The sequence below is a fragment of the Nitriliruptor alkaliphilus DSM 45188 genome, from assembly GCF_000969705.1.
Taxonomy (GTDB): Bacteria; Actinomycetota; Nitriliruptoria; order Nitriliruptorales; family Nitriliruptoraceae; genus Nitriliruptor; species Nitriliruptor alkaliphilus.
Genome location: NZ_KQ033901.1, coordinates 1,661,239 through 1,681,928, shown reverse-complemented (window position 1 = coordinate 1,681,928; position 20,690 = coordinate 1,661,239). Strand labels below are relative to the sequence as shown.

At 72.4% G+C, this 20,690-nt stretch carries 21 protein-coding genes; 11 read left to right on the top strand and 10 right to left on the bottom strand.

Going from position 1 to position 20,690, the window contains the following annotated elements:
- Window positions 1-8: 8 nt before the first annotated feature.
- A complete protein-coding gene (locus tag NITAL_RS07960) occupies window positions 9-1,397 on the bottom strand; it encodes an NADH-ubiquinone oxidoreductase-F iron-sulfur binding region domain-containing protein (RefSeq protein WP_052665552.1) in 1,389 nt (462 codons plus the stop codon).
- A 135-nt stretch (window positions 1,398-1,532) separates the two neighbouring features.
- Here NITAL_RS07960 and NITAL_RS07955 point away from each other — a divergent pair, with 135 nt between their 5' ends.
- Window positions 1,533-2,321: an alpha/beta fold hydrolase gene (locus NITAL_RS07955; RefSeq protein ID WP_052665551.1), complete on the top strand. Its 789-nt coding sequence runs from the start codon at window positions 1,533-1,535 to the stop codon at window positions 2,319-2,321.
- Between the two features lie 140 nt (window positions 2,322-2,461).
- Here the strand turns inward: NITAL_RS07955 and NITAL_RS07950 are convergent, their stop codons facing one another.
- Window positions 2,462-3,424, bottom strand: a complete 963-nt coding sequence (locus tag NITAL_RS07950) for a hypothetical protein (protein WP_157041701.1) — start codon at window positions 3,422-3,424, stop codon at window positions 2,462-2,464.
- 164 nt (window positions 3,425-3,588) lie between these two features.
- Entirely contained in the window at window positions 3,589-7,242 is a 3,654-nt protein-coding gene (locus NITAL_RS07945) for a multifunctional oxoglutarate decarboxylase/oxoglutarate dehydrogenase thiamine pyrophosphate-binding subunit/dihydrolipoyllysine-residue succinyltransferase subunit (protein WP_052665549.1), read from the bottom strand.
- A 277-nt stretch (window positions 7,243-7,519) separates the two neighbouring features.
- Here NITAL_RS07945 and NITAL_RS07940 point away from each other — a divergent pair, with 277 nt between their 5' ends.
- The 3 genes from NITAL_RS07940 (at window position 7,520) to NITAL_RS07930 (ending at window position 11,157) form a co-directional block, all read left to right on the top strand.
- Window positions 7,520-8,545 (top strand): DUF4349 domain-containing protein, encoded by a 1,026-nt coding sequence (locus NITAL_RS07940; RefSeq protein WP_052665548.1) that lies wholly within the window; start codon window positions 7,520-7,522, stop codon window positions 8,543-8,545.
- A gap of 45 nt (window positions 8,546-8,590) precedes the next feature.
- Window positions 8,591-10,501, top strand: a complete 1,911-nt coding sequence (locus NITAL_RS07935) for an NTF2-like N-terminal transpeptidase domain-containing protein (protein WP_052665547.1) — start codon at window positions 8,591-8,593, stop codon at window positions 10,499-10,501.
- 74 nt (window positions 10,502-10,575) lie between these two features.
- Entirely contained in the window at window positions 10,576-11,157 is a 582-nt protein-coding gene (locus NITAL_RS07930) for an HhH-GPD-type base excision DNA repair protein (RefSeq protein ID WP_052665546.1), read from the top strand.
- Window positions 11,158-11,172: 15 nt separating this feature from the next.
- Here the strand turns inward: NITAL_RS07930 and NITAL_RS26350 are convergent, their stop codons facing one another.
- A complete protein-coding gene (locus NITAL_RS26350; RefSeq protein ID WP_083441340.1) occupies window positions 11,173-11,337 on the bottom strand; it encodes a DUF3309 family protein in 165 nt (54 codons plus the stop codon).
- A 130-nt stretch (window positions 11,338-11,467) separates the two neighbouring features.
- Here NITAL_RS26350 and rimK point away from each other — a divergent pair, with 130 nt between their 5' ends.
- From rimK to NITAL_RS07915, 3 genes are all read left to right on the top strand, one after another.
- Complete coding sequence (rimK, locus tag NITAL_RS07925; RefSeq protein WP_052665545.1) at window positions 11,468-12,376, top strand: 30S ribosomal protein S6--L-glutamate ligase; 909 nt, start codon at window positions 11,468-11,470, stop codon at window positions 12,374-12,376.
- Between the two features lie 61 nt (window positions 12,377-12,437).
- Entirely contained in the window at window positions 12,438-12,860 is a 423-nt protein-coding gene (locus NITAL_RS07920) for an ArsR/SmtB family transcription factor (protein ID WP_083441339.1), read from the top strand.
- The gene (locus NITAL_RS07915) at window positions 12,857-13,366 is read left to right on the top strand and encodes an SRPBCC domain-containing protein (protein WP_052665544.1); all 510 of its coding nucleotides are present in this window, start codon (window positions 12,857-12,859) and stop codon (window positions 13,364-13,366) included. The genes NITAL_RS07920 and NITAL_RS07915 overlap by 4 nt, the downstream gene beginning before the upstream one ends.
- 10 nt (window positions 13,367-13,376) lie before the next feature.
- On the opposite strand, the gene NITAL_RS07910 is transcribed toward NITAL_RS07915, so the two are convergent.
- The 3 genes from NITAL_RS07910 to NITAL_RS07900 all read right to left on the bottom strand — a co-directional run bounded on the left by NITAL_RS07910 (window position 13,377) and on the right by NITAL_RS07900 (window position 15,722).
- Window positions 13,377-14,771, bottom strand: a complete 1,395-nt coding sequence (locus NITAL_RS07910; RefSeq protein ID WP_083441338.1) for an FAD-dependent oxidoreductase — start codon at window positions 14,769-14,771, stop codon at window positions 13,377-13,379.
- Window positions 14,772-14,842: 71 nt separating this feature from the next.
- Window positions 14,843-15,340 carry a heme-binding beta-barrel domain-containing protein gene (locus NITAL_RS07905; protein ID WP_052665543.1) on the bottom strand — a complete coding sequence of 166 codons (498 nt, stop codon included), beginning with the start codon at window positions 15,338-15,340 and terminating at the stop codon, window positions 14,843-14,845.
- A gap of 4 nt (window positions 15,341-15,344) precedes the next feature.
- The gene (locus tag NITAL_RS07900; RefSeq protein WP_052665542.1) at window positions 15,345-15,722 is read right to left on the bottom strand and encodes an FKBP-type peptidyl-prolyl cis-trans isomerase; all 378 of its coding nucleotides are present in this window, start codon (window positions 15,720-15,722) and stop codon (window positions 15,345-15,347) included.
- 50 nt (window positions 15,723-15,772) lie between these two features.
- Here NITAL_RS07900 and NITAL_RS07895 point away from each other — a divergent pair, with 50 nt between their 5' ends.
- Together NITAL_RS07895 and NITAL_RS07890 are read left to right on the top strand one after the other, a co-directional pair.
- A complete protein-coding gene (locus tag NITAL_RS07895) occupies window positions 15,773-16,711 on the top strand; it encodes a calcium/sodium antiporter (protein ID WP_052665541.1) in 939 nt (312 codons plus the stop codon).
- Window positions 16,712-16,742: 31 nt separating this feature from the next.
- Entirely contained in the window at window positions 16,743-17,471 is a 729-nt protein-coding gene (locus NITAL_RS07890; RefSeq protein ID WP_052665540.1) for a type 1 glutamine amidotransferase, read from the top strand.
- Between the two features lie 58 nt (window positions 17,472-17,529).
- On the opposite strand, the gene NITAL_RS07885 is transcribed toward NITAL_RS07890, so the two are convergent.
- The gene (locus NITAL_RS07885) at window positions 17,530-17,808 is read right to left on the bottom strand and encodes a ubiquitin-like small modifier protein 1 (RefSeq protein ID WP_211262269.1); all 279 of its coding nucleotides are present in this window, start codon (window positions 17,806-17,808) and stop codon (window positions 17,530-17,532) included.
- 198 nt (window positions 17,809-18,006) lie between these two features.
- Here NITAL_RS07885 and NITAL_RS07880 point away from each other — a divergent pair, with 198 nt between their 5' ends.
- Together NITAL_RS07880 and NITAL_RS07875 are read left to right on the top strand one after the other, a co-directional pair.
- A complete protein-coding gene (locus tag NITAL_RS07880) occupies window positions 18,007-18,984 on the top strand; it encodes a glucosyl-3-phosphoglycerate synthase (protein ID WP_052665537.1) in 978 nt (325 codons plus the stop codon).
- 117 nt (window positions 18,985-19,101) lie between these two features.
- Entirely contained in the window at window positions 19,102-19,545 is a 444-nt protein-coding gene (locus NITAL_RS07875) for a response regulator (RefSeq protein WP_052665536.1), read from the top strand.
- Between the two features lie 26 nt (window positions 19,546-19,571).
- Here NITAL_RS07875 and NITAL_RS07870 read toward each other — a convergent pair whose 3' ends face one another.
- Window positions 19,572-20,279 carry a LytR C-terminal domain-containing protein gene (locus NITAL_RS07870; RefSeq protein WP_052665535.1) on the bottom strand — a complete coding sequence of 236 codons (708 nt, stop codon included), beginning with the start codon at window positions 20,277-20,279 and terminating at the stop codon, window positions 19,572-19,574.
- A gap of 10 nt (window positions 20,280-20,289) precedes the next feature.
- Window positions 20,290-20,577 carry a DUF3263 domain-containing protein gene (locus NITAL_RS07865; RefSeq protein WP_052665534.1) on the bottom strand — a complete coding sequence of 96 codons (288 nt, stop codon included), beginning with the start codon at window positions 20,575-20,577 and terminating at the stop codon, window positions 20,290-20,292.
- Window positions 20,578-20,690: the final 113 nt, after the last annotated feature.

Here is a 20,690-nt window from a genome sequence, read left to right as displayed (position 1 = left end):
CCCGCAGGTCAGGCGGGGCCCTCGCCGCGGAGCGCTGCCAGGCGCTGTTCGCCCGGGTCCTGGTCGGCGTAGGACCAGTCCGAGCGCTTCAGGTGGTAGCGCTCGTGGAAGGTGACCCGCCCGGTCGCCTCGTCGATGTGGTCGATCAGGGGGACGGGCAGGTCGGCCGGCGTCGGCTCACCCGCCTCGACCGTGGCCACGAACTCGTCGACGAACGCCTCGACGGTCGAGCCGACCAGCGCCTGCGAGCCGATCGGCAGGTAGCAGCGGTTCTGGTCGGTCACCGTGTGCGAGCGCAGCAGCATGCGTTCGAGGTCGGTCCGCGTGGCCTCACCCCGCTGGATCTTGGCCAGGACCTCGTACATCTCGATGTTGCCGAGCTTGCACGGGTTGCACTGCCCACAGGACTCGACCGCCAGGAACCGCAGCAGGACCGCCAGCACGTCGACGATCGAGCGGGACGAGTCGTAGACCACGAACCCGCCCGAGCCGAGGCCGGTACCCGCCTTGCGCATCGCGTCGAAGTCCAGCGGGGTGTCCAGCATCCCCGGGGTGATGACCCCGCTCGACACGCCTGGCGCCACGACCTTGACGTCGCGCGCCCCCGCGATGTCCTCGAGGAGGGTGCGCAGCGGGGTCCCCATCGCCAGCTCGTAGGTCCCCGGGCTCTCGACGTCGCCGACGACGCTGAACAGCATGGTGCCGGGAGACGCCTCGGTTCCGGCCTCGCGGAACCAGTCGGGACCCTCGGCGACGATGCGGGCCACGTGGCTGAAGGTCTCGACGTTGTTGACCACCGTCGGGTTGGGCGCCAACGTCGTGGCGAACAGGCCCTCCTCGAACGGACGCGTCACCTGCGGCAGCGGCAGCGCCCCCTCGATCACCCGCAGCATCCCGGTCTCCTCACCGAACAGGTAGGCGTCCGGGCCGAGGGTCACCTCGATGCGGTCGGCGCCGGGCCACCCCGCTGCCTGCACCTGCTGGAACGCGTCGGTGAGCGCGGCGACCGGGCCCGTGAACTTGGCCTTGGTCGCGATGTGCGCCGTGGCCGCGCCGGTGGCGTACATCGCGATGCACACCCCCTCGAGGAACGCGTACGGCTGCTGCTCGAGCAGTACGCGGTCCTTGTAGGTGCCCGGCTCACCCTCGGCACCGTTGGCGACCAGGGTCGGCGCGACCTCGGCGGCGACCGCGTTCGCCAGCACGCCGCGCCACTTGCGGGCCGTCGGGAACCCGGCGCCCCCTCGGCCACGCAGTCCGGCCGCGTCGACGAGTTCGATGACCTGGTCCGGGTCGAGCTCGAGCGCACGCGCGAGTCCGGCCCCACCACCGGCGGCGAGGTGCTCGTCCAACGAGCGCACCGGGCGCGCCGGCAGGAGACGGTCGGTGTCGGTCACGTGGGATCCTCGCGTGGCAGGTTGGGTGCGGGACGGCGAGCGTGCCGCGCCGCCGTCCGAACGAGACCGTACGACCCGGTCTCCCGACTACCGTCCCCGCTCCGGAAAGGGTCGAGCGACCGGGAGGACCGATCCGTGCCACACGCCGCGGTCAACGGCCAGGAGCTGTACTTCGAGGACTCGGGCGGCGACGGCCCCCCGATCGTCCTCAGCCACGGGTTCCTCATGGACCACGAGATGTTCCACCACCAGGTCACCGAGTTCACCCCCGCCTACCGGGTGGTCACCTGGGACGAGCGCGGGTTCGGCGAGACCCGGACCGATGGGAAGCCGTTCACCTACTGGGACTCGGCACGTGACCTGTTCGGCCTGCTCGACCACCTCGGCATCGAGCGTGCCGTCCTCGGCGGGATGTCCCAGGGCGGGTACCTGTCGCTCCGCGCTGCGCTGCTGCAGCCCGACCGGGTGCGGGCCCTCGTGCTGATCGACACCCAGGCGCCGCCGGAGGACGACGACAAGATCGCCGGCTACCAGGTGATGATCGACCAGTGGGTGGCTGGCGGGTACCAGGAGGAGCTGGCGTCGGTGGTCGCCGGGCTGATCATCGGCGACCCCGAGGAGGAGCCGCGCTGGAAGGCGAAGTGGCGGCGCTGGCCCGCGGAGCGGCTCGTGCAGGCCGGCCCTGCGCTCCTCGACCGCGACGACATCTCCGAGCGCATCCCCGAGATCGATGCACCGACGCTGATCGTCCACGGCGGGGACGACCTCGTGATCCCGGTCGAACGCGCCGAGCAGCTGCAGAGCGCCATCTCCGACTGCCGCGGACTCGTGGTCGTGGACGGCGCTGGCCACGTCCCCAACCTCACCCACCCCGAAGCGGTCAACGCCGCGATGCGCTCCTTCCTGCAGGGCCTCCCCGGCTGACCCCCGGTTCCTGGGCTCAGGCCCAGGAAGTGGGCCGCCCGGCGACCGCCGCCAGCCCCACCCCACCGGTTCCTGGGCTCAGGCCCAGGAAGTGGGCCGCCCGGCGACCGCCGCCAGCCCCACCCCACCGGTTCCTGGGCTCAGGCCCAGGAAGTGGGCAGCGAGGAGGGGAGGGGGCGGACCGCGACCGGCGGCGTGACGCCGAGCTCGTGTGCTCGAACGGTCAGCGACCCTGCGATCGTCGCCACCAGGGCGACCGGATCGCGCAGGTCGTGCTTGGTCACGTAGCCGAGCCGGATGCCTTCCCGGCGCAGCTCGGCGTCCCGCTCATCGTCGGCGATGCGCTGGGCGACGTAGGCGTGGTCGACCTCGCCGAGGTACTCGTAGCCGCACCGGCACCGGGTCGAGAAGAAGTCGACCCGCCGCCGCCGTGTCACCCACCACTGCGGCACGAAGGGGGGGTCGAAGCAGGACAGCACCGGAGCGAGCGCGCGTTCGCCCTCGGTCTCGATCTCGAGGCCGCCGGCGCGTTCGAGGACCGACTCCAGGATCGCCACACCAGGCACGAGCCCGCGGAGCTGGTCACACCGCCGCTGCAGGCGATCGGGGGTGGTCAGTCCCTTTCCGCGCAGGTGATCCCAAGCGACCCGCAGGTCGCGCGCCCGTGCGCCCCCGAGCAGCCCGGCGCTGTCGATGAGCGCGTCCAGCGGTCCGACGACGCGAACGTCGCCGTACCGGCCCACCGGGCGGTCCGGCAGCGGATCGGCGCGGTGTGCGAAGGCGACGTTGGTGAGCCGACGCTCGGGGCGTCGCAGGATCTCGAACGCCGGGGACCCGAGGAAGCCCGGGACGCCGAGCAGGCCGAGGACGAGCGGACCCGTGACGGTCGCGTCCGGCCGGGCTCGGAGTGCAGCGGCGAAGGCGTACTGCTCGGCGAGCCGGGCCCCGCCGCGGACCCGGTGCACCCCCCGGAGCACCGGCGCGAACAGCCCCGAACGGAGGAGGTCGTCGGCGGCCGCTGGGGTCACCCACCGCTGCAGCTGGTAGCGGGCCAGCACGCCGTGTTGTGCTTCGGCGGTCTCGAACGCGGGGGTCGGGATCATGGCGACAGCCTGCACCGACCCGCCGCCACCTCGAGATCCGGCACGCCGACGCCTGTGGATTACCGGTTCCTGGGCTCAGGCCCAGGAACTGGGGCCGGCCGCGCGAGCACGGCCCCACGGCCCACCGGTTCCTGGGCTCAGGCCCAGGAACTGGTCCGGGGGCGTCAGGAGTCGACGGGGTCCAGGGTGTCGCCCATGAGCTGTTCGAGCTCCTGGCCGTGGACCACGGACTGCCCGGCCGCCGGCGAGGCGGAGGGCACGCGCGCGGCGTGACGCAGACGCCGGTCGCCGCCGAGCTCGTCGAGCAGGTTCCACAGCCGCCCGTCGACGAAGCTCCACGGCCCCATGTTGGACGGTTCCTCCTGCACCCAGACGATGTCCTTCGCCTCGGGGTAGCTGGCGAGGATGTCGCGGATCTGGCCGTGGGGGAAGGGGTAGAGCTGCTCCACCCGGACCACCGGCACGTCGAGCTCACGCTCGTCGCGCTCGGACATGACGTCGTAGGCGACCTTGCCCGAGCAGAGCACGACGGTCCGGACCGCTTCCCGGTCGCGGTCCCCGTCCTCACCCCACGCCGGGTCGTCGAGGGTCTCGCGGAACGAGCCCGAGGTGAACTCCGACAGGTCCGAGAACGCGTTCGGGGACCGCAGCAGCGACTTGGGCGTGAAGATCACCAGGGGCTTGCGGACGTCGCGGTGCATCTGACGCCGCAGCACGTGGAAGTACTGGGCGGCGGTGGTGGCGTTGACGACCTGGATGTTGTCCTCGGCCGACAGGATCAGGAAGCGCTCGATACGTGCCGAGCTGTGCTCGGGCCCCTGCCCCTCGTACCCGTGGGGCAGGAGGAGGACGAGGCCCGAGGTGTCACCCCACTTGTCCTCGGCAGCGACGATGAATTGGTCGATGATGATCTGGGCACCGTTGACGAAGTCGCCGAACTGGGCCTCCCAGGCGACCAGGGCGTCCTTGTCCTCCACCGAGTAGCCGTACTCGAAACCGACCGCTGCGTACTCCGACAGCAGCGAGTCGTAGATGAACCACTTGCCCTGGTCCTCGGACAGGTTCGCCAGGGGCAGGTGCTCGTCCCCGGTCTTGAAATCGACCTGGACCGCGTGGCGCTGCGAGAAGGTGCCGCGCCGCGAGTCCTGACCGGCGAGCCGCACGTTGGTGCCCTCGAGCAGGAGCGAGCCGAACGCGAGCGTCTCACCGAGCGCCCAGTCGATGGTCCCCGAGTCGTACCGTTCCCTGGCCTTCTTGAAGATGCGGTCGAGCTTCGGGTGACGGGTGAAGCCGTCCTGGACGTCGAACTGGACCGCTGCGATGCGGTCGAGCGCGCCCTTGGAGACGCCGGTCTCGACCGGAGGCAGCAGCTCGGTCGATTCCTCGGGCCGGATCGCCTTCGGTGGTTCGGGCGGTGCGGCCTGCTTGGTCTCGTCGAACGCCGACTGGAGGCGCTCCTCGAAGTCACCGAGGAACTCCTCGGCCTCCTCGATGGAGATGTCGCCGCGGCGCACGAGCCGCTCGGTGTAGAGCTTGCGCAGCGACCGCCGGTTGTCGATGATCTCGTACATCTGGGGCTGGGTGAACGACGGGTCGTCGGTCTCGTTGTGGCCGTGCCGCCGGTAGCAGACGAGGTCGATCACGACGTCGCTGTGGAACCGCTGGCGGTAGGCGAACGCGAGCCGCGCCACCTGGACGACGGCCTCGGGGTCGTCACCGTTGACGTGCAGCACCGGGGCCTGGATGGCCTTGGCGACGTCGGTGGCGTAGAACGACGACCGGGACGAGTCCGGTGACGTGGTGAACCCGACCTGGTTGTTGACCACGACGTGCACGGTGCCGCCGGTCCGGTAGCCACGCAGCTGCGAGAGGTTGAGGGTCTCGACGACCACGCCCTGACCGGCGAACGCCGCGTCGCCGTGCATCAGCAGGGGCAGGACGGGGAACACGCCCTCGTCGCCACGGTCGTAGCGGTCCTGCATGGCGCGCACGACCCCCTCGACGACGGGGTCGACGGCTTCGAGGTGCGAGGGGTTGGGCAGGAGGCGGATCGTCGCCGTGCCGCCGGACCGGGCCTCGTAGGTGCCCTCGGTGCCGAGGTGGTACTTGACGTCGCCCGAGCCCTGGACGGTGTCCTCGTCGATGTGCCCCTCGAACTCACCGAAGATCTGGTTGTGGGACTTGCCCACGATGTTCGACAGGACGTTGAGCCGGCCGCGGTGGGCCATGCCCATCACGACGTCGGTGATGCCGTCGTCGGTGGCGGCCTCGCAGACCGCGTCGAGCAGCGGGATGAGGGCCTCGGCACCCTCGAGGCCGAACCGCTTCTGCCCGGTGTACTTGGTGTGGAGGAACGACTCGAAGGCCTCGGCGGCGTTGAGCCGCTCCAGGATCCACCGCTGGTCGTCCGGACCGAGCTCGTGCGCGACGCCTTCCACCTGGTCGCGGATCCACTGCTTCTGATCGGGTTCGAGCACGTGGCCGTACTCGATACCCACGGTGCGGCAGTAGGCGTCCCGGAGCGTGCCGAGGATGTCGCCGAGTTTGCGAGTGCGGACCTCACCCCCGACATCGGTGACGAACTCGCGGTCGTTGTCCCAGATCGACAGCCCGTAGTAGGTCGGGTCGAGCTCGGGGTGGGTCGACGGCTCGCGCTGGCGCAGCGGGTCGAGGTCGGCGATCAAGTGCCCGCGCACGCGGTACATGTTGGCGAGCTGGCCGACCTTCATCTGCTTCTCGAGCAGGTCGGTCTCGGAGTTGATGGCCGCCGAGTCGGTCCGCCAGCGGGCCGGCTCGTAGGGCAGCCCGAGGGAGCGGAAGACCTCGTCGTAGAAGTCGTCCTCACCGAGCAGCAGGGCGTGGACCCGCTTGAGGTAGAGCCCCGACTCGGCGCCCTGGATGACCCGGTGGTCGTAGGTCGAGGTGAGGGTGATGACCTTGCTGATGCCGAGCTTGGCGATGGTGCGCGGGTCGGCGGCCTGGTAGCCGGGCGGCTGGTCGATCGAGCCGACGCCGAGGATCGCGGACTGGCCGGCCATCAGACGCGGGATGGAGTGCACCGTGCCGATCGTGCCGGGGTTGGTGATGGTGATGACCCCGCCGCTGAACATCGCCGGGTCGAGCTTGCCGGTGCGGATCTTGCGGATGATCTCCTCGTAGGCCCGCAGGAACCCCTCGAACGGGAGGGTGTCGGCGTCCTGGATCACCGGGACGAGCAGCGATCGCGAGCCGTCCTTGTTCTCGACGTCGACCGCGAGCCCGAGCCCGAAGTGCTCGGCCTGGAGGACGGCCGGCTTGCCGTCCACCTCGGCGTACACGTTCTTCATCGACGGGACGGACTCGGCCGCCTTCACCATCGCGTAGGCGATCAGGTGGGTGAAGGAGACCTTGCCGCCGCGGGTGCGCCGCAGGTAGTTGTTGATGATGGTGCGGTTGACCTCGAGGAGCTTGGCCGGCACGTCGCGGACGGAGGTCGCCGTCGGGACCCCGAGGGAGGTCTCCATGTTCTCGACGATGCGGGCACCTGCGCCGCGCAGCCGCTGCGGCTCGGGCCCGTCCTCGGTCACCACGGCCGCCGCACGCGGCCGGGTCTTCTCGGTCTCAGCCTGCCGTTCGTCGCGGTCGGTGGCCGTGCTGTGTCCGTTCCCCGAGGACGGGCCTGCCGTCGCGGCGTCGTCGGGGCGGTAGTCGGCGAAGAAGTCCCGCCACGAGCTGGACAACGCCGAGGGGTCCTCGCGGTACTGCTCGTACATCTCCTCCACGAGCCAGGCGTTGAGCTCGGACTGCGAGCCAGCGGGTGCGTCCGGGGTGCGTGCCACGGTGGGGGCTCTCTCGGTGAGCGGCGGGGGCCGCGGGGGAAGCGGAGGAACGGGGCGGTCGATCGGCGGCCCGGCGAGCGGCCCGGCGAGCGGTCCGGCGACTCGTCCGGCGAGGTCCGGCCGGATGGGCGCCGGACGACCCCTGACGCGCGCGATCGAACCTACCGCCGCTCGGCCAGTCAAGCCGAGCGGCAGGGCTGTCCGGTGGCACGCAACCGAGGGTGACCCCGCGACGTCCCACCTGCCGACCGAGCCACCACGATCGTCAGGACCCGCCGTGACGAACCCCGCCGACCTGGTCACGCTGCGCACGCACCGCCACGGGCGGCGAAGGACGAGCGTCGCGCTGGTTCTGGTGCTGCTGGTCGCGCTGCTCGCCGCGTGCAGCGCCGACGATGCCTCGTTCGACGCGACCTCGAGCAGCGACGGCGCGGCCGCCCCCGATCCGGTACCCGACCTCGAAGGTCTGAGCGACGGTTCCGAGGAGGAAGCTGCGGGCCACGACGGTGAGCAGGCCGTCGACGGTTCGGTGGGTGATGCGCCGTCGGATCGGCAATCCGTCCAGCTCGCCGCGCTCGGCCGGGAACGGATCCGGACGGCCTGGATCACCCTCGAACTCGAGGAACCCGACGCTGCGGTGGACGGGGTCGCCCGGGTCGCCGAGGCGCGCGGCGGCTTCGTCGCCCTGGCCGACCTCGCCCGCGACGACCGGACCGGTGAGCTCGGCGGCACCGTGACCGTCCGCGTCCCGAGCGAGGAGCTGCTGGCGACCCTCGATGCGCTCGAGGAGCTCGCCGTGGACGCCCCCGTCCGGCGCATCGAGGAGCAAGACGTCAGTGCGCAGCTGACCGACCTGCGGGCCCAGCTGACCAACCTGACGGCCTACGAGGAGGAGCTGCGTGCGCTGCTCACCGAGATCCGTCAGGCGACCTCGGACCCCGATGACCTCCTCCCCATCGTCGAGCGGTTGCAGTCCGTGCGCTCCGACATCGATCGCATCCGGGCCCAGCGCGCCGGGCTCGAGGACCGCGTCGCCCTGTCGACGATCACGGTGACGCTGACCTCGACGCCGACCGAAGCACCGATCGTGACCACGAGCTGGACGCCGATGCGGACGGTCGAGGAGGCGCTCGCCGCGACCGGGCGCTTCCTGGCTGGCGTCGCCGACGCCGGCATCTGGCTCGGGGTGACCCTCCTGCCGGTCCTGCTGGTCCTCGGGGGTCCACCGCTGGCCGTCTGGTGGTGGTGGCAGCGCCGCCGGGTCACCGCGCGCGCCGCGGCGCCTCCCCCGCCGGCCGCCTGAGTCCTCGCTACGGTCGCGAGCCAGCGGGACCACCGGGAGGCACGCGTGCGTCAGGCTCTGGCGGCGGTCGCCGCGCTCCTGGTGCTGGGTGCCGTCCTCGGGGTCGCCTACGTGACGCTCGAGGGCCGGACCGACGAGGCGGCCCTCGACGCGCCCGACGAGACCGTGGACGCCTACCTCGACGCGTGGGCCGACGGCGACCACGCCGCGATGGTCGAGCTGGTGCGCGATCCGCCGGCCTCCTTCGTCGCGGACCACGAGCAGCTGCGCGAGGGCCTGGAGGTCACCCGTCTCACGGTCGAGCGCACCGACCTCGAGGAGGACGTGGACGGCCGCGCCACCGCGACCGCGGTGGTGACCGCGGAGCTCGACGTCATCGGCTCCCTGGCGTGGGAGGTCGAGGTGCGGGTGCTCCGCGAGCGGGGCCGCTGGGGTGTCGCGTGGACCCCCGAGGCGCTGCACCCCGAGTGGCGGCCCGGACTGCGGTTCGCGACGACCACGGCCCCCGCCGAGCGGGCCCCGATCCTGGCCCGCGACGGGCGCGAGCTCGCCGGCCCAGGCGAGCGGGTCACCTACGGCTTCGAACCGGCCACCGTGGAGGCCGCGGACGAGGTGGTCGAGGCCTTCGAGGCCGCGATCCCCGGCAGCGGTGCCACCGCCGAGCGGTTGCTGAACCAGGGCGGACTGGTCGACGGCTGGTTCTACCCCGTCGTGTCCCTGTCCGCCGAGGCGGCTGGGGAGGTGGGACGGGAGCTGACCGGCGTCCCGGGCGTGCTGCGCCGGACCGAGGAGGGTGCCCGCAACCTGCTCGCCGACGGGTTCGCCGCCCACGTGGTCGGTCGGACCGGCGAGGCGACGGCGGAGGAGCTCGAACGGCTCGGTCCTCCCTACGAGCCCGGTGACCACATCGGCCGGACGGGCCTCGAGGAGGTGCTGGAACGGCGCCTCGCGGCGCGTGAGGAGGTGCGCGTCGAGCTGCGCGACGGGACCGACGGTCCGGTGCGAGCCACCCTCGCGACGGGGACCGTGGGGCGTGCCGGCGACGATGACGATCTCGACCCGGGGCCGGTCACCACCACCCTCGACGTGACGGTGCAGCGGGCGGTCGAGAACGCCCTGGCCGGCCGCCGCACCGCGGCCGCCATCGTCGTCGTCGACGCGTCGGATGGCGCCGTCCGTGCCGCCGCCAGCCGCCCGATCGACGGGTTCAACCGCGCGTTCGAGGGCCGCTACCCCCCGGGCACGGCGTTCGCGTCCGTGGTCGTCGACGCCCTCGTCGCGGAGGGAGGCGACGTCACCGCCACCGTCTCGTGCCCGGAGGAAGCCGTGGTCGCAGGGCGCCGCGTCACGAACGTGGCCGGCGCCGACCTCGGCGAGGCACCCCTCCCGGAGGCCGCTGCGGCCGGCTGCGCCACCGCACTGGCCAGGCTCGGCGCGGAGGTCGGCGCCGACGCGCTGAGCGGGGCGGCCGGACGGTTCGGCGCCGGGGTCGCTCCCATCGTCCCGCTGTTCGCCAACGGGCTGTCGTTCCCCGACCCCGTCGACGTCGGTGAGGCTGCCGTGGCCGCCGCCGGCCAGGGCCGCGTCGAGGTGTCACCCCTGCACCTCGCGACGATCGCGGCGGCGACCACCACGGGCAGCTGGTGGCCGCCCTACCTGTTGGAGGAGGACGGGCCCGGCACGACGGTCCGCCTGGCGCCGGGATCCCTCGACGGGCTCGAGCAACTGCTCGCCGTGACCAGCGACGAGGTCGACGGCCCAGGCCTCGCGGGGATCACCGGTGAGGCGAGCGGCACGGACGGGCTCGTGCTGGGGTGGTTCGTGGGGACCATCGACGGGCTCGGTGTGGCCGTGCTGCTCGAGGACGAAGGTGGGAGCGAGGCGGGTGTGCTGGCGTCACGGTTCGCCCGCGAGCTTGCAGCCCTCGAGGACGCACCGGTCGACGACGAGGGCTGACCTCGGGAGGACGGGCCCGTCCGACGGCCCTAGCCTGGAGCCTGGCCCCGTCGCCGACGCCCGAGGACCGACCCGTGCCCACGCTGACGCTCACCGGTGATGCCCCCGCGGACGCGCTGCTGTCCGACAACGCCTTCGCGTTGCTGATCGGCATGTTGCTCGACCAGCAGATCGCGATGGAGGTGGCGTTCGTCGGTCCGCTCCGCCTGGCCGAGCGCCTCGGTGGCGAGCTGACCCCGGCCGCCGTCGCCGCGGCCGACCCGGAGCAGCTCGAGGCGCTCTTCCGTGAGAAGCCGGCGATCCACCGCTACCCCGGATCGATGGCCAAGCGGGTCCACGCGCTGGCGACCCACCTCGTCGAGTACCACGACGGCGACGCGGCCGCGGTCTGGGAAGACGCCGCCACCGGGGACGAGCTCTACCGCCGGGTGGCGGCGCTGCCCGGCTACGGGGACCAGAAGGCGCGCATCTTCGTGGCGTTGCTCGGCAAGCAGTGCGGGGTCACGCCGGACGGGTGGCGCGAGGCTGCGGGCGACTACGGCCAGGACGGCTACCGGTCGATCGCGGACGTGACCGACCCGCAGACCCTCGCCGAGGTGCGCGCGTACAAGCAGGCACGGAAGGCAGCGGCGAAGGCCGCCGCATCCGACGGCTGAGCGTCGGCTACCCGGTCACGCCTCGGCCACGATCGAGAGCCGGAACAAGAGCAGGGTGGCGAACCCGATCGCCACGATCCCGAACGGCGCCCAACCCCACCCCTTGCTCCACGGCCACACCGGGATCGCGCCGAGGGTCAGCAGCCCGATGGCGATCAGGGGCAGGAGGTTGGCGGCCACGGACGGCTCCGGCGTCGTCGGTGCGCCGAACGCTACCCGGACGGTCGGCCGGCGCCCGACCTCGGTGGGGAACTAGCGTGGCCGCCCGCCGACCCGCCGGGCGGTCCGACCGTCACGCACCGGAGCCTCGATGAGACTCGCCATCCTGTCTCGCAACGCCTCGCTGTACTCGACTCGTCGCCTGAAGGAGGCAGCCGAAGCGCGCGACCACGAGGTTCGGGTCGTGGACTACCTGCGGTGCGTGATCGACATCACCTCGCACCGTCCGCAGATGCACTACGGCGGGTCCGAGCTGGCACCGCTCGACGCCGTGATCCCGCGCATCGGGGCGACCCACACCTTCTACGGCACCGCGGTGGTGCGTCAGTTCGAGATGATGGGCGTCTACCCGACGGTCGAGTCGCACGCCATCAGCAGGTCGCGCGACAAGCTGCGGTCGCTGCAGCTGCTGGCCGCCGAGGGGGTGGGGTTGCCCGTCACCTCGTTCGCGCACTCCACCAAGGACATCGACGGGCTGATCTCGCTCGTCGGCGGCGCGCCGGTGGTGATCAAGCTGCTCGAGGGCACCCAGGGCATGGGGGTCGTCCTCGCCGAGACCAAGAAGGCCGCCGAGTCGGTGATCGGCGCCTTCCGGCAGCTGGACGCCAACATCCTGGTCCAGGAGTTCATCAAGGAGTCGCGTGGCACCGACATCCGCGCTTTCGTGGTCGGCAACAAGGTCGTGGCGGCGATGGAGCGGTCGGCCGCACCCGGTGAGTTCCGCTCCAACGTCCACCGCGGCGGTGAGACCCGAAAGGCCAAGCTCACCCCCGAGGAGCGCTCGATCGCCAAGCGCGCTGCGAGGATCCTCGGCCTGAACGTGGCCGGTGTCGATCTCATGCGGTCCAACCACGGGCCGGTCGTGCTCGAGGTGAACTCCTCGCCGGGGCTCGAGGGCATCGAGGGGGCCACGGGCATCGACGTCGCCTCGAAGGTGATCGAGTTCATCGAGACCCACGCCGAGGTCAAGGCCACCACCCGCGCCCGCAAGAAGGCCTGAGGCCACCGCCGGGCCCAACCCCGACCTCGACAACGCGTAACGATCATGTTACACATTCGATGTGGACACCTTCGATGCGCTCGCCGACCCCGTCCGCCGGGACCTGGTCCTGGCGGTCGCGGTGGCCCCCACGACCGCCGGTGAGCTCGCTGCCCGGCACCCGTCGATCAGTCGGCCGGCGGTCAGCCGCCACCTGCGCGTGCTGACCGAGACCGGCGTGCTCGTCGCTGCGGTGGTCGGACGGCACCGGGTCTTCCGGCTCGCCCCTCGGGGCCTCGCCGAGGTCCGCTCCTTCCTGGACGCAGCGGGCGCCGCACCCGCGTCGCGCGTGGCCGATGCCTTCGACGCGCTCGACACCGAGGTGGCACGGACCCGGCGCGAGCGGCGACGGACGGAGGTGGCAACGGACGAGGCTGCGGGCCGCACCCCGTCCCCCGGCCCGGTGCGGGGCGAGGACCCCGCCGACGAGGAGCGAACCGCGTGACCACCACCCCGACCGGCACCGTGACCCGCATCGACGGGCAGTTGCACCTGCTCCACGAACGGCGCTTCCGAGCGCGCCCCGAGGACGTCTGGCGCGCCCTGACCGAGCAGGAGCGACTCGAGCGCTGGATCGGCACCTGGGAGGGCGATCCGGCCGAGGGCCACGTCACCTTCAGGATGACCGCTGAAGGCGACGACGTCGCCGCCGAACGGATCGACATCCGCACCTGCGACGCGCCGCGACGCTTCGAGGCCGACTTCGGCTCGCCGGCCGGGGTGTGGCGCATCGGCTTCACGCTCAGCGCCGAGGAAGGCGGAACACGGCTGCGGTTCACCCAAGGCCTGCGTGACGCGGACGAAGCGTCGAGCTCGGGCCCGGGGTGGGAGTACTACCTCGACCGCGCCGTGCAGGTCGTCGACCACGACGACACCGACTTCGCCCCCTGGAGCGACTACGAGCCGATGGCCGACCACTTCGTCGCCGCCACCCTCCGCGCCGAGGGCTGAGGGTGGCTCCTCAGGCTGACCGGTCGGCCTGGACCGCATCCCAGCTCTTGCGCGCTGCGATCAGGACCGGGTCCCAGACCGGCGAGAACGGCGGCGCGTACGACAGGTCGACGTTCAGCAGCTCCTCGACCGTCATCTCGTTCCACAGCGCGGCGGCGAAGACGTCGATGCGCTTGGCCGCGCCCTCCTCGCCGACGATCTGCGCGCCGAGCAGGCGACCCGAGCGACGCTCGGCGATGACCTTCACCTCGAGGGGGTGGGCGGAGGGCCAGTACCCGGCCTTGGTGGTCGACGCGATCGTGGAGCAGATCGGGTGGTACCCGGCGCTCGTCGCCTCGTCCTCACCGAGGCCGGTGCGTCCGATCTCGACGCCGCACACCTTGGTCACAGCCGTGCCGAGCACCCCCGGGAAGGTCGCGTAGCCGCCCCCGAGGTTGATCCCCGCAACCCGGCCGGTCTTGTTGGCGATGGTGCCGAGCGCGATGGCGGTCGGCCCCCGCGACACCCGGTGGAGGACCTCGGTGCAGTCCCCCGCGGCCCAGACCCCTTCCACGCGGGTGCGCTGCTGGACGTCGACCACGATGCCGCCCGTCTCGGGCCCGACGGGGATGCCCGCCGCCTCGGCCACCGCGCTGTTCGGTCGGGTCCCCATGCCGAGGACGACCACGTCCGCGGGCAGCGTGCCCGCGGCGGTCTCCACCCCCTCGAGGCAGCCGTCGTCGCGGTGGCGGACGCCGTGGACCTCGGTCGACAGGTGCAGGTCGATGCCCATGCCCAGCATCGCGTCGGCGACGCGACCACCGACGTCGGCGTCGAGCGTCTTCATCGGGCTCGCGCCACGGTCCACGAGGTGGACCTCCATCCCGCGAGTGACGAAGGCCTCCGCCATCTCGAGGCCGATGTAGCCGGCTCCGACCACCACCGCCCGAGTGCCCGGACCACCCCCACCCGAGGCACCGAGGTGATCGATGATGGCCTGACCGTCGTCCAACGTCTGCACGCCGAAGACCCCGGCGCCACCGACGCCGGGCAGGTCCGGCCGTGTCGGCGTCGCACCTGTCGCGAACAGGAGCTGGTCGTAGCCCTCGATGGACTCGCTGCCAGAGGCGAGCTCACGCACACGGACGGTGCGCGCGCCGGTGTCGACCGACACGACCTCGTGCCCCACCCGTGCGTCGATGGCCTGTCGTTCGCGGAACTCCTCGGGGGTCCGCACCACCAGGTCGTCGCGCTCACCGACGACCTCGCCGATCCAGTAGGGGATCCCGCAGGCGGAGTACGAGGTGTCGTTCCCGCGCTCGAACACGACGATCTCGAGCTCGTCGGGCCCGTGGCCCCGCCGCGCCTGGGAAGCGGCGGACATGCCCGCCGCGTCGCCTCCGATGACGACCAGGCGTCGTGTCACTCGGGCTCCATCCGTGGCGGCAGGCGCGAGGACGCTACACGCGTCGACGGCCGGACGCGGCCGGCACCGGGTCAGCCCGTCGTGCGGTGCAGCACCGCTGCGAGGTGGTGGGTCTCGGGCGTGTCGGCGTGGGCCATCCACAGGTCGTAGCTGAGCGTGTCGCCGTCCAGCACGAACCGGCGGCGCAGCGACCGGACGTCCTTGGCGGTCGCGGTCCGACCGAGCGAGGTGCTCACCAGGGTCAGGATCGTCGTGCCGGCCTCCTCGGTCAGGGAGCCCTCCTCGACCTCGACGATCCCCGTCGGGTGCGCCAGCACGAGCTCGGTCCGCCCGCCCGGCTGGACCCGCAGGTAGCCGGTCTCGGCGTGCATCGGCGCACCGGTGACCGGGTGCACCGTGCGCTGGGTATAGGCCAGGAAGGGCTTGCCGACGTGCCCGAAGGTCACCGTCTCGCGGTAGGTGAACGCGTCGATGGTCGGGTAGTCACCCGCGCCGTCGCCCGTGAACGTGCCGAGCAGACCCGTGACGGGCGCGAGCGCCTCGTGCAGCGGCGGGCCGTCCGCGCTCACCGGCTCAGGCCACGTCGAGCAGGTCGACCACGAAGACGAGGGTCTCGCCCGGCGCGATGACCCCACCGGCGCCCTGGTCGCCGTACCCGAGGTGCGGTGGGATGGTCAGGCGCCGGCGACCACCGACGCGCATGCCCTGCACACCCTGATCCCACCCGCTGATGACCTGGCCGGCGCCGAGCCCGAACCCGAACGTCTGCCCCCGGTCCCAGGACGCGTCGAACTGCTGGCCCGTCGACCAGGACACGCCGACGTAGTGGACGCTGACCCGGGTCCCGGCGACCGCCTCGTCACCATCCCCGACGGTCAGGTCCTCGACCACGAGGTCGCCCGGAGGAGCCTGGTCCGGGATGGTCACATCGGGCTTGCTCGGAGCGGACACGTGTCCTCCGTGGGTCTGCGGACGGTCCGGCGAGGCTAGCGTCCGCCGACATGGCCCTCTCCGTGCTCGCGATCGTCGTCGGACTCGCCGTCCTGACCTACGCCTCCGATCAGTTCGTCGTCGGCGCCGCGCGCGTGGCCCGGAACCTGCGCCTCTCCCCCATCCTCATCGGTGCGGTCGTCATCGGGTTCGGGACGTCCGCCCCCGAGATGCTGGTGTCCGGCATCGCCGGGGTGCAGGGGTCGCTCGACATCGGCGTCGGCAACATCATCGGCTCCAACGTCGCCAACCTCTCGCTGGTGCTCGGCGTCGCCGCGCTCGTGACCCCCATCGTGGTGCGCTCCACGGTCCTCAAGCGTGAAGCCCCGATCGCCCTCGGCGCGACGGTCCTGTTCGCCATCGTCGTCCAGGGCGGCCTCGCCGGGGGCGAGGCCGTCATCCTGACCGTCGCCCTCGTCATCGGCCTCGGCCTGATCATCCTCGGCGCCCGCGGCGGCGACGACACGATCAGCGCCGAGGTCGACGAGTTCCTCACCGACGAGGCCCGGACCGGACGCGAGGTCGTGCGCACCCTCCTCGGGTTGGCGTTCACCCTCGGAGCCGCCCAGATCCTGGTCGATGCGGCCCGGAACATCGCCAGCGAGCTCGGGCTCGCCGAGGGTTTCGTCGGCCTGACCATCGTCGCCATCGGCACCTCGTTGCCCGAGCTGGCGACCGCCGTCCAGGCGGCCCGCAAGGGCGAGACCGACCTCATCGTCGGCAACCTGCTCGGTAGCAACCTGTTCAACGCCGGAGCCGTCGGCGCCGTCGCCGGGTTCCTCGGCCCCGGGATGCTCGACGACCCGAACCTGACCGGCCTGGCCGTCTACCTGATGGTCGGCATCGCCGTGCTGGCCACCGTGTTCATGGTCACCGGGCGACGGGTCGCGCGTCCCGAGGGTGCCGCGTTGCTCGTGCTGTACCTCGGCGCCATCCCCTTCCTCGCCTGATCCGAGACCTTCCGAGACCGGAGCCCGCCCCGTGGAGCTGCTCGTCCTCGACCACCACGCGACCGCCGGACCGTGCCGGTTCGTCGACGTGCTCGACTCCCGCGCCGACCTCGCCCCGTGGCGCAGCATCGACATCGTCGGGGGCGGTGCACTCCCCGAGGACCTCGACGCCGTCGCCGGGATCGTGGTCATGGGAGGCCCCCAGTCGGTCACCGAGGACCACGCGTGGCAGGCGGGCGAGCTCAGGCTGTTGCGCCACGCCATCGACGCCGAGGTGCCGGTGTTCGGGGTGTGCCTCGGCGCGCAGCTGCTCGCCGTGGCGACCGGCGGCGAGGTCACCACCCGCGCCGTGCCCGAGATCGGCTTCGTCCCCCAGCGTCACAGCGACGAGGGCAGCAGCGACGAGCTCACCGCCGGCTGGCCGGACGGTGCCGCCACCGTCCTCTGGCACGGCGACGAGGTCACCACCCTGCCACCCGACGCCGTGCCGCTGCTCCACGGTGACGAGCAGGTCACCGCGTGGCGCATCGGCAGCGCCTTCGCCACGCAGGCCCACCCGGAGGTGGACGTCGCCCAGCTCGAACGGTGGATGGCGCTCGACGAGCTCGACCACCAGTTCGCCGACAGCGGCGTCGACCCCGACGCGTTCCTCGCCGAGGCGGCGTGCCGGGAACGCTTCCTGCTCGCCACCGGCCTGTCGCTCTTCGGCCGCTTCGTCGACGGCCCGGTCCGCCGCCGCGTCACCGGCAGCTCCCGCTAGTCCGCTCAGTCCGCACCACCGGCGACCCGATCGCGCCGGGCGTGCTCCCTCGCTCCGCTCAGTCCGCGCCACCGGCGACCGCCGGCACGATCGAGACGGTGTCGGACGGGTCCACCGGGGTCTCGAGGCCCTGCTGGGCGCGCACGTCCTCGTCGCGGACGAAGACGTTGACGAACCGGCGCAGCTCGCCCGACCCGTCGAGGATGCGGTCCCCGACCCCGGGGTGCGCGACCTCGAGGTTCGCCAGCACGGTGCGCACGTCGTCGCCCTCGACCACGACGGCCGTCTCGCCACCCGTCAGCTTGCGCAGCGGCGAGGGGATGCGGACGGTCGGCACGGTGCGCTCCTGGTCCTCCTCAGCCTGCCACCTGCGCTCCGCGGTCGCCATCGACCCGGCCGTCGGCGGGTGCGTGGCTGCCGACGAGGGGCGTCGCGCCGCGGGCGGTACCGTCCGCGTGGCCACCCTCCGTAGGCAGGCTCCCGCTCGCGGCCTCGACCGCTCGCCACGCCCCCGCTCCCAGCGCAGGACGATCCCGTGTCCGAACCCGCCGTCGACCGCTTCGCGACGCGCACCTGGGCGTGGCGCGACTTCGACGCGGCGACGCTGGCTGCTGCCAAGCGGGCCCAGGAACTGACCGTGTCGGTGGTCATCCCCGCACGCGACGAGGTGGCCACCGTCGGGAAGGTCGCCGGCACCTTCGTCGATGATCTGGGCGGCCCGGACGGTCTGGTCGACGAGGTCCTGGTCGTCGATGCGGACTCCGCGGACGGCACCGCCGATGCCGCCCGGGCCGCCGGTGCCCGTGTCGTCCGGCAGGCCGACGTCCTCCCCGAGGCCGGGACCGCGGCCGGCAAGGGCGAGGCGCTCTGGAAGGGGCTCGCCGCGACCACCGGCGACCTGGTGTGCTTCGTCGACGCGGACATCGTCGACGTCGACCCCCGGTTCGTGGTCGGCCTCGTCGGTCCGCTGCTCACCGAGCCATCGGTCAGCTACGTCAAGGCGACCTACGACCGCCCGCTCGACCTCGGCGGGCAGCTGCGTGCCGAGGGTGGCGGGCGGGTCACCGAACTGCTGGCACGGCCGTTGTTGGCCGCGTTCTGGCCCGAGCTCGCGTGGCTCACCCAGCCGCTGTCCGGCGAGTACGCCGGCCGCCGTACCCTCCTCGAGTCGCTGCCCTTCGTGCGCGGGTACGGCGTGGAACTCGGCCACCTCGTCGACGTCCTCGAGGCCCACGGACCCGACGCCATCGCGCAGGTCGATCTCGGTCGGCGGGTCCACGTCCACCAGCCGCTCGACGCGCTCGGCCGCATGGCTGCCGAGATCCTCCACGTCGCAGTGGAACGCCTCGAACGACAGGGGCGCCTCGTGCTACCGAACCCCCTGGCCACCGCCCTGCTCCAGCCCACCCGGGACGCGGCTGGCACCCTCCACCTCACCCACCACGAGGTCACGCCGTCACAACGCCCACCGCTGCGCGCGTGGCGTGGCGGATCACAGGAGGACCGCGCGTAGGACCGCACGACACAGGCGACCCAGGGTGGCCGCTGGCCCCTCGTGCCACGCTGGCGGCGGCGAGGTGACAGACTGGCTCCCGGACCCGCCCGCCGGGTGGCGCCGGAAGGAGCTGCCGTGGTCGAACGCCGAACGGTGCTCGTCGTCGACGACGAGCCGGACGTGCTGCTGCTGTGCCGCGTCAACCTCGAGTTCGAGGGCTACCGGGTGATCGAGGCCGGCGACGGGGAGGCCGCCCTGGCGCGCCTCGCCGAGGAGGTTCCCGACGTGGTCCTCCTCGACGTGATGATGCCCAAGCTCGATGGCTGGGCCGTGCTCGAGCGCATCAAGGCCGACCCGCGCACCGCGGAGGTGCCGGTCGTCATGCTGACAGCGAAGGTGCAGGACCACGATCAGATCCGTGGGTGGTCCTCGGGTGCCGCCGAGTACATCACCAAGCCGTTCAGCCCCCTCTCGCTGTCCCAGGTCGTGCAGGACGTGATCGACACCGATCCGCACGAGGAGGAGCGACGCCGGCAGCTGGTGCTCGAGAAGCTGCAGCTCATGCGCGAGCGCGGCTGAGGGCTTCAGCGCCCGATCATGGCCGATCAGGCCCGGTCGCGACCCACGACCACGTGGAGCGCGACCGCGCTGGACAGGTTGCCGGGTTGTTCGCGGACCTCGGCGCCGCCGAGCTCGGCGGCCACCTGCTGCGCGGCCGCCTCGTTGCCCGGGTTGTAGAGGACGGTGGTGACCTCGTACGACAGCGCGTCGTTGCGGGCGATGATGTCGTAGCCCGCGTCACCGAGGAGGGCGGCGACACGGTCGGCGGCGGTGCCGCCGTCCTCCTTGAACCCGTCGAGGACCTGGATGGTCACCTCGCCAGGCGCCACCGAACGTTCGACGTCCCGAGGCGCGTCGTCACCGTCGCCGTCGCCGTCGCCAGCGTCGTCCGCGGCGCCGTCGGCGTCCTGCGATCCATCGCCGGTGTCGCCCTCACCGGCGTCCGGGTCACCGGCGTCCGGGTCACCGGCGTCCGGGTCACCGGCGTCCGGGTCACCGGCGTCCGCCGCCGGATCGTCACCGTCCGCATCGTCGTCCGCAGCGTCGTCGTCCTCGTCCGGGTCGTCCGCAGGGGCGGTCACCTCCGGCCCCGCGTCCGTGGCCACCGGCGTCCCGCGGTCGCCACCGAGCGTGCCGATGCCCCAGAAGGCCACCGAGACCAGCACCACCAGCCCGACCGCACCCACCGCGCTCCGGAGCAGGGAGGAGCGGAAGCTGGCGTCTCCGGCCGGGGTGTGCTTGGCGGCGCTCACGGCCGGCGGCTCAGCGCGCGTCGGCGCCGAGACGCTTCGCGGCCCGCTGCCGCTGCCGCGATGCCCGGAGGCGCCGGAGACGCTTGACGAGCATCGGATCGAACGCGACCGCCTGCTCGTCGTCGATGACGCGGTTCAGCAGCTGGTAGTAGCGCGTCGGGGACAGGTCGAACCGCTCACGGATCGCCTGCTCCTTCGCCCCGGCGTAGCGCCACCACTCGCGCTCGAAGTCGAGGATCTCGCGTCCACGCTCGTCGAGGCCGGACGTGTCGGCGGGGCCGTCGTGGAACGGGGCCATGGAAGGTCTCCTCGAGGACGTGACGCGGGGCGGGGATGAGTGTCGCGCAGGAACCACACGCGTGCAACTACGCCGGTGGGCACCCTCGTCCCACGAGTCCCACGTCGCTCCCC

Excerpts from the sequence above, each read along its gene's own strand:
- NITAL_RS07950 (WP_157041701.1), bottom strand. The coding sequence starts at position 3,424 with ATGATCCCGACCCCCGCGTTCGAGACCGCCGAAGCACAACACGGCGTG.
- rimK (WP_052665545.1), top strand. The coding sequence starts at position 11,468 with ATGAGACTCGCCATCCTGTCTCGCAACGCCTCGCTGTACTCGACTCGT.
- NITAL_RS07895 (WP_052665541.1), top strand. The coding sequence starts at position 15,773 with ATGGCCCTCTCCGTGCTCGCGATCGTCGTCGGACTCGCCGTCCTGACC.
- NITAL_RS07865 (WP_052665534.1), bottom strand. The coding sequence starts at position 20,577 with ATGGCCCCGTTCCACGACGGCCCCGCCGACACGTCCGGCCTCGACGAG.